The sequence below is a fragment of the Pseudomonas jilinensis genome (assembly GCF_003586265.1).
Taxonomy (GTDB): Bacteria; Pseudomonadota; Gammaproteobacteria; order Pseudomonadales; family Pseudomonadaceae; genus Halopseudomonas; species Halopseudomonas phragmitis.
This window is the reverse complement of the sequence record NZ_QJSA01000003.1, coordinates 324,323-332,161: the sequence shown is the minus strand read 5'-3', so window position 1 is coordinate 332,161 and position 7,839 is coordinate 324,323. Positions and strand designations below refer to the sequence as shown.

The window sequence follows — 7,839 nt, the reverse complement described above, 5'->3', positions numbered from 1 at the left end:
CCATGAAACCCGGGGCGATTCAAGTTGGCTATTTCTGCGCCGTAGCAGAAAGTTTGCATTACTCTGATATTTAAGGGTTTTTCCGTTGGGGGCATTGGCGGAAAACGATGGGTTGAATGTTAGGGGAGCTCTTGATGGAAATGGGGTGACGGAAAATTTTGTTTGATGATGAAAAACATAAAATTTTCAATAGGTTGAGGTTTTTCCGTTATGGGCCGTACAGGCAGATTCCTAAGCGTGGCGGAAAAAATTGAAATGTTAACGGAAAAAATGGTGGTGGTGACGGAAAAGCATAAATTAATCAGTAAGTTATGTTTTTCGTTGCCTGTAGGCTGATCATCCGCCAGGGGGTTGGTTTTAGAACCCGCGAGTGAGCGGTCGGCCTGGCTGCAGGGGGATTTTCGAGTGAAAAACACAGTTTTTTTGCCATCAGTTTGGGCGGGGTGTCCACTTTAGCGGGGGAAGTTCAGATAGACTTACTGGGTCTTGTTATCTAAGATTTTTGTGAGAATTTCTTCCCACTGCTGCATGGTTTTTATGCGCCTTGGTAGAGTAACAATGGGGTTGTTTCTGTAGTGGTCCTCTACGATGCCTCCAATGCCATGAGCCTGAATTTCGTCTGATTGCCTGTCATTAACACCGTATTTCGCCATTAATTGGGTGCATGTCCGGCGTAAGTCTCTGGCAGTGAATGGTGTTATTTTATTCCCATCCAGAAATGAATGATCTGAAGTCAGCCAGCGGTTGATCGCATTTTTAATGCTGGAAAGTGCGATGGGTCTGCCGTCGCTCACTGTGGTCCAAGGTCGTGCTTTGTTTCCGTTTAAACGATGGACAAAATTCAATATTTCCAGCGCCCTAGGAGTTAGCGGAACTGGGTGGTCTCTTTTAAAGAAGTGTCCGCCTTTCCCTTTGCTGTGGTGCAGGTGAAGTACCTTGTTTTCTAAGTCGTATGATTTCCATTCGCTTTCTATGATGTTTGAAATTCTCTGGCCGCCTGTCGCAATTACAAATTTCAAGAGCATGCTTATTACGGGTCCTACGCGGTTGGCTAGGTCTAGTGTGTGCCATAGCTGTTTTAGCTCCGGCTCGGAAAGTGCCCTCGTTATTTTTCTTTCAATGCGGTCTACTGTAATTGTTGCGGCAGGGTTGGCTTTTATTTCATAAATTTTTGCGCTAGATCTTCCGATTATATTTTCAGATTTTGCTCCATAGTTGAATGCTGCAGAGATAAATCGCCTGTAGCGCTCGGCCATAATTTTGGCGTTTCGCGCATGAATAGGTATGATGATTTCTTTTATATGCCAGGTTTCCACCTCCGCGGCATGTAAGTTTAAAATGTGCGGGTGGCTCTCTAGCATTAAATTATGTAATCTTCGCATCTCCTTTATTGAGCTTGGTTTTGACTTTGAGCTGCGCTCACTCATGTAGTCTTGAAGCAAGTCGCTCATCGTTCCTCTGGCTGCAAGGGCGTCTTTGATTTTCTTGGCTTCAATTTCGTTGTTTTTTTGCTGTTCTTTAGCTTTCTCGAAGTATACGGATAGGTCCCCGTGTTGTTGTCTTAGTCTAGCTAGATCAAACGCCTTTTCTCGAATTTCGTTGAGTGTGTAACCAAGGTCGCGCTGCTTTTCTCGATAGCTTCCAATGCTGATCCTTTTTCGCGCCCCACCAACACTGTAGCGGTAGAAGGCGAGTATCCTGCCGCTGGGTTTTCTGATGAACTGAATGGCTCCATTACCTTTTCCAGGAATGGAGTCGGTGAGTGCCTCGCCAACGGCAAGAGACTTAAGCTCTTCGGGCTTTGCAACTGCCATGGTTCGCCTCCTGAGTGGGGTACCGTTTGGGGTACCGTTTCCGGCGTAAAAAATGGAAATACACTGAAACCGAATGGAATAAATTGAAACGATAACCTATTGATATTAAATGACAAAATAGCTTTTTTGCTTTGTGATCACAAGCTCTGCAACGTGCTAAATTGTCCCTTGTAATCAGTAGGTCCCGGGTTCGACTCCTGGTGCCGGCACCATATAGATAAAGGCTTGCAGTGATGCAGGCCTTTTTCGTTTCTGGGCAGGGGTTACGTCGGGGGTTACATTACCGCGCGCACCAATGCATTGGCTGCATGTTCCTTCACGGCTAAACGGCCCTTCTGGGTACCCTCATCTCTCTGCGTCTGGCATCATGTGGCTAGTACGACGCCCATAGCGCCGAATCGCTGGAGGAAGGATTTCAAGGGATGAGCCATGACCGAGACCAGTAATTTCGCTTTTCTCAAGGAACATGATCCGGTTTTCCTTCAGTTGGCCACGGCCGCCGAGCGGGTATTTGCCAGCGACCCCAACACCACGCTGATCAAGTTGCGCCAGTTTGGCGAAGCCATGGCGCAGGATCTGGCGGTGCGCACCGGCATCCCGTTCGACGACACCATCTCGCAGTCCGATCTGCTCTATCGTCTGAGTCGGGAGATCCAGCTCGACGCCAATATCCGCAACCTGTTCCACACCCTGCGCATCGAAGGCAACAAGGCTACCCACGGTTTCCATACCCAGCACCGCGAGGCCATCGATGGCTTGCGCGTGGCCCGTGGTCTGGCCATCTGGTACCACCAGTCGTTCGGTGCCAACGTCAGCAACTTCAAGCCGGGCGCCTTCATCACACCTGCCGACCCCAGTGCTCCCTTGCGCGAATTGCAGGAGCAGATTGAGCGGCTGCGCGCCGAGCTGGGTGATAGTCGTCAGCAGTTGGAAACCAACCAGCAATTGGCCGCTCTGCTGAGTCGCGAAAAGGACGAGTACGCCACCCTGGCAGGGCAGATGGATGAAGAGGCGCGCACCTACGAGCAAATAGCCCTCGAACATGAGGCAGAGCTGGCCAGAAACCGCGCCGAGTTCGAGGCCCGCCTGCAAGCCCTGCAGGCGCAACTGCAAAACCAGCCGCAGGCAGCGCAGCAGGTCATGCGCAAGACCCAGCAGGCCACCAGCCAGTTCGATCTTAACGAAGACCTGACGCGCATCCTGATTGACCAGCAGCTGAACGACGCCGGCTGGGAGGCCGACTCGCTTGATCTGGCCTACGCCAAGGGCACCCGGCCGGAAAAGGGCAGGAACAAGGCAATTGCCGAGTGGCCCACCAGCAAAGCGGGGCAGGACGCCGACTATGTGCTGTTCAGTGGCCTGACACCGCTGGCGATTGTTGAAGCCAAGCGCAAGCGGGTGAACATCGCCGGGCGTATTCCCCAGGCCGAGCGTTATGCCCGTCAGCTGATGATCAAGGGTGGCCTGCAGCCCGCCTGGGAGCTCTCCGGGCTGTCGGCAGGCTGGCCGGATGGGCAGGGCGGGACCTTCAATGTGCCGTTCGCCTTTGCCTGTAATGGCCGGCCCTATATCAAGCAGCTGGCCGAACAGTCCGGCATCTGGTTTCGCGACCTGCGCAGCCCGGCCAACCTGCAGCGTCCGCTACAGGATTTCTATACGCCGCAGGGCCTGCTGGATCAGCTGCGGCGTAACCGTGAGGCCGCCGAGAGCCTATTGCAGGAAGAAGGCTTCGGTTACCTGCGGCTGCGTGATTATCAAGTGAATGCCATTCAGGCGGTGGAGCAGGCGCTGGCCGCCAACCGCAGGCAATGCCTGCTGGCCATGGCCACCGGCACCGGCAAGACCCGCACCATCATCGGCCTGATGTACCGCCTGCTGAAGTCGGAACGCTTCAGGCGCATCCTGTTTCTGGTGGATCGCAGCGCCCTCGGGCAACAGGCCATCGAAGCCTTCCACGAAGCCCCCCTGGAACAGAATCAGTCGCTGGCGCAGATCTACGACATCAAGGAGCTGGGCGACATGGCCGCCGAGGCCGAAACCCGCATCCAAGTGGCAACGGTCCAGGCCATGGTAAGGCGCATCTTCCAGTCGGATAGTCCGCCACCGATTGACGCCTTTGACTGCGTGATCGTCGACGAGGCCCACCGCGGCTACACCCTGGATCAGGAGATGACCGAAGGCGAGCTGGCCGTGCGCGATTACAGCCAGTACCTGTCGCAATACCGCCGGGTGCTGGACTACTTCGACGCCTGTCGCATCGGTCTGACCGCCACCCCGGCCAAGCACACCAGCGAAATCTTTGGTGCGCCAGTATTCACCTACAGCTACCGCGAGGCGGTCGCCGACGACTGGCTGATCGATCATGAACCGCCAGTCCGTTACCAGACCCTGCTCAGCCAGAACGGCATTCACTTCGGCAAGGGTGAAAGCGTCAGCGTCATCAATACCGCCACCGGTGAAGTGGATGTCGCCGAGCTGGAGGATGAACTGGACTTCGAGATCGAATCCTTCAATCGCCGGGTCATCACGCCGGGCTTCGACAAGGTGATCTGTGAGCAACTGGCGCAGGAGCTGGACCCCCTTGGCGAAGAAAAGACCATGATCTTCTGCGTCAATCAGGCCCATGCCGAGCGGGTCAAGAACCTGCTCGACGAGGCGTTCAAGGACCTGCATGGCGAGCAGTACAACCAGGCGGCGGTGCAGATCATTACCGGCCAGAGCGACAAGGTCGAACAACTTATCCGCCAGTACAAGAACGAGCGCTTCCCCAGTATCGCCATCACCGTTGACCTGCTGACCACCGGCATCGACGTGCCGCGCATCTGCCATCTGGTATTTATGCGCCGGGTGCGTTCACGCATTCTCTATGAACAGATGAAGGGCCGCGCCACCCGGCGCTGTGACGAGATCGGCAAGACCGTGTTCCGCATCTATGACCCGGTGGATCTGTACGCCAGCCTGGAAGCCGTCGACACCATGAAGCCGCTGGTCAAGGACCCTGATATCAGCATTGAGCAGCTGGTCGACGAACTGAACAATCCGGCCAGTCTGGAGGCCCCCGGCAGCCTGCCTGACAGCAGTCATGCCGACGATGTGCTGGCCCAGCTCAGCCAGCGCATCATGCGCATTCTGCGCAAGGCCAGGCACAAGGCCGAAACCAACGAAAAGCTCCGCCAGCGTCTCGACGAGCTGGAAGATAGTTGGGGTGTAGCGCCTGACAGGCTGCACCAGCATCTGCATCAGCTGGGACCGCAGCAGGCCGCACACTTTGTGCAGCAGCATGCCCAGTTGCTTACCCAACTGGCGGAGGTCAGGTGGATGCTTGGTTCCGAGCTCTATCCGGTGATCTCGAATCACACTGACGAGTTGGTGGTCAGAGAGCAGAGTTATGGGGCCAACCAAAAGCCCGCTGACTACCTGGAGAGCTTCAACGACTTCATCAGAAACCAGCTGAACCAGTCGGTGGCTCTTGGTGTGGTGGTCAACCGGCCGCAGGATCTGACTCGGCAACAGCTGCGCGAGGTCCGCCTGCTGCTTGACCAGCATGGCTTTACCGAAGTCAATCTGCAGAGCGCCTGGCGCGACCAGACCAACCAGGAAATTGCCGCCAGCATTGTCGGCTTTATCCGCCGTGCCGCCCTTGGGGAGGCATTGCTGCCCTTCGAGCAGCGCGTGGCCAACGCCATGCAAGGCATCTACGCGATGCAGCCATGGACACCGGTACAGCGCAAATGGCTGGAGCGGCTGGCCAAGCAGCTGGTGCACGAAGTGGTGATCGATCAGCAGCAGATCGGCGAAGCCTTCAGGAACGACGGCGGCAGCAAGCAGCTGGACAAGCGGCTGGGCGGTAACCTGGCCGTGGTGCTGGAAAGCCTGAATGAAACACTCTGGGGCGCAGCTATTTAAATGATTGACAGAAATTGTATGCATGCGCTTAACTGTCCTCAGTCCTTGGACTGTGGACGGTTGCTGCCTGGATTGAAATGAAGAGTCAAGATGTTCTGCTGTTGGTTAAATTGATTTGTCTGGAGCAGCAAGAGCGCCAGCTGGTGCTGCGTGCGGGCGAAACGGCGGCGCTGAGCAAGCTTAGCGAAGCACCTTTATCCGACGAATGGCAGGGTTGGGAGGATGACGTTGAGCAGGACCCACCAGTGCACCACGAAAGTTACTCGGTTCGTGCTCTGGAGGCGTCGCTGGGCATCAGCAAAAGCGAAATCGCCTCTGCTCTGAAACGCTGCCAGAACGTCGGCCTGTTGCGCATCGATCCAAATACCAGGCTCCCCCGGGTAAACAGTAGCGCGCTGCTGGGCTTTATCGAACATGGCTTGAAATACGTCTTTCCTGCCAGGCCTGCAGAAATAGTCAGAGGTATTCCCACAGGTTTCTCCGCGCCGGTGTTGCAGGGGAAGTTGCTGACCGGCGGCGACTTGATACTGGTGTGGCCGGATGCCTACGGCAAGCGCAAGGGCCAGTCTGTAACCCCGCTATTCAGGACCGTGCCGGGTGCGGTGAAAAAAGATCCGCGGCTTTACGAATACCTGGCGTTAATTGATGCCATTCGTATCGGCAATGCCAGAGAAGCCAGCCTTGCCAGTGAGATGCTGCGCGAAAAGGTGCTGCCGGCATGAGTCAGAGCCACAACATCCAGATGCTCGAAGTGGTCGCAGAGGCGCTCGGGAAAGAGCTTTGCCAGGAGATCGCATTCGTCGGCGGTTGCACCACAGCCCTGCTGCTGACGGATGAATTCAGCCGTGAAGAAGTGCGTTATACCGACGATGTCGATTTGGTTGTTCACCTCGCAGGCTATGCCCAATGGCAAAGGCTGGTCGAACAGCTCAGGCAGAAAGGCTTCAGACAATCGCCGCAGGACGAAGTCATATGCCGCATGCGTCTCGGTGAGTTGAAGGTTGACTTTATGCCCGAGGATACCGAAACCGCCAATCTGCTCGGTTGCAACAATCGCTGGTTCAAGGACGGCCTGGCCACTGCGCAGTGGCACCAGTTGCCCAGTGGTAGCCGTATTCGTCTGTTTACCCCACCTTACTTTCTCGGCAGCAAACTGGAAGCTTACCGGGGTCGCGGCGCGCAGAATCCATTGGGCAGCCAGGATCTTGAGGATATTCTCAACCTGGTTGACGGTCGCGAAGAATTGCTGGAGGAGGTCGACGCGGCAGCCCCTGAGCTACGCGCCTATCTGGCAGAGAAGTTTGCTGAGCTGCTGATCAATAACGACTTCGCGTATTTGGTGCAGGGCGCTGCTCACGGCGTGCGCGAACGTGAACAGATCATCTGGCAGCGTCTGCGCCATATTGCTCAGGTAGCCGCCTGAATGCCTGCCACCCTGCGCTGGCATACCCAGGCCGGCACCCTCACGGAAGACAATCGCGACACCTGCGCCCATATAGAGCTGCCTGATGCCGGTCTTTACCTGATTGCAGACGGCAGCAGTGCTCACCCGGGTAGTGGTGAATTGGCCGCTGCGCTGCTGGCAGCACTTGTTGAGGGGTTCAGTCATTTGCCGGCGACAGACCTGAGCCCGCAACAGCTGGCTGAGGCGCTGCGGCAGCTAATCGGCAACAGCCAACAAGCCCTTCGTCATACCCACCCACAGGCGGCCTGTAGTTACCTGGCCCTGTGCCTGCACGGCGATGCCGCATTCAGTCTTCATGAAGGGGACTGCTGCCTGGGGCTGATTGAAGCGGATAGCACAATCAGCTGGCTGAGTTCTGTGCACTGCAGAGCCAACTGGCAAGGCAATCTCGCGCATTCGCAACTTGCGCAAATGCCATTGCGGCACAGTCTGACCCGTTGCTTTACCCCCAGACGCGAAAGCGACCCTGAAATCCAGCATTGGCGGCCAGGCGCAAACCGGCATTGGTTGCTGGCAACTGACGGCTTTTGGGCCGGTCTCAACGAGTCACAGCAGCAGGGTTTTCTGCGCGATGGCAGCCTGCCCGCTGCACCCACCGATGACGACATCGGCTGCCTGTGCATCACTCCGCCACTTAATTGATGAGCCAATCTA

Annotated in this window: 5 protein-coding genes; 4 read left to right on the top strand and 1 reads right to left on the bottom strand. The window is 56.0% G+C overall.

The window, feature by feature from the left end; translation table 11 throughout:
* Positions 1–476 precede the first annotated feature (476 nt).
* Positions 477–1,814 carry a tyrosine-type recombinase/integrase gene (locus tag C2846_RS04990; protein ID WP_119700843.1) on the bottom strand — a complete coding sequence of 446 codons (1,338 nt, stop codon included), beginning with the start codon at positions 1,812–1,814 and terminating at the stop codon, positions 477–479.
* Positions 1,815–2,243: 429 nt separating this feature from the next.
* Here C2846_RS04990 and hsdR point away from each other — a divergent pair, with 429 nt between their 5' ends.
* From hsdR to C2846_RS04970, 4 genes are all read left to right on the top strand, one after another.
* The gene (hsdR, locus tag C2846_RS04985) at positions 2,244–5,720 is read left to right on the top strand and encodes a type I restriction-modification system endonuclease (protein WP_119700842.1); all 3,477 of its coding nucleotides are present in this window, start codon (positions 2,244–2,246) and stop codon (positions 5,718–5,720) included.
* Between the two features lie 77 nt (positions 5,721–5,797).
* A complete protein-coding gene (locus C2846_RS04980) occupies positions 5,798–6,442 on the top strand; it encodes a hypothetical protein (RefSeq protein WP_119700841.1) in 645 nt (214 codons plus the stop codon).
* A complete protein-coding gene (locus tag C2846_RS04975) occupies positions 6,439–7,143 on the top strand; it encodes a hypothetical protein (protein WP_119700840.1) in 705 nt (234 codons plus the stop codon). The genes C2846_RS04980 and C2846_RS04975 overlap by 4 nt, the downstream gene beginning before the upstream one ends.
* Positions 7,144–7,827 carry a protein phosphatase 2C domain-containing protein gene (locus C2846_RS04970; protein ID WP_119700839.1) on the top strand — a complete coding sequence of 228 codons (684 nt, stop codon included), beginning with the start codon at positions 7,144–7,146 and terminating at the stop codon, positions 7,825–7,827. It abuts the gene before it with no gap.
* Positions 7,828–7,839: the final 12 nt, after the last annotated feature.

Excerpts from the sequence above, each read along its gene's own strand:
- hsdR (WP_119700842.1), top strand. The coding sequence starts at position 2,244 with ATGACCGAGACCAGTAATTTCGCTTTTCTCAAGGAACATGATCCGGTT.
- C2846_RS04990 (WP_119700843.1), bottom strand. The coding sequence starts at position 1,814 with ATGGCAGTTGCAAAGCCCGAAGAGCTTAAGTCTCTTGCCGTTGGCGAG.
- C2846_RS04980 (WP_119700841.1), top strand. The coding sequence starts at position 5,798 with ATGAAGAGTCAAGATGTTCTGCTGTTGGTTAAATTGATTTGTCTGGAG.
- C2846_RS04975 (WP_119700840.1), top strand. The coding sequence starts at position 6,439 with ATGAGTCAGAGCCACAACATCCAGATGCTCGAAGTGGTCGCAGAGGCG.
- C2846_RS04970 (WP_119700839.1), top strand. The coding sequence starts at position 7,144 with ATGCCTGCCACCCTGCGCTGGCATACCCAGGCCGGCACCCTCACGGAA.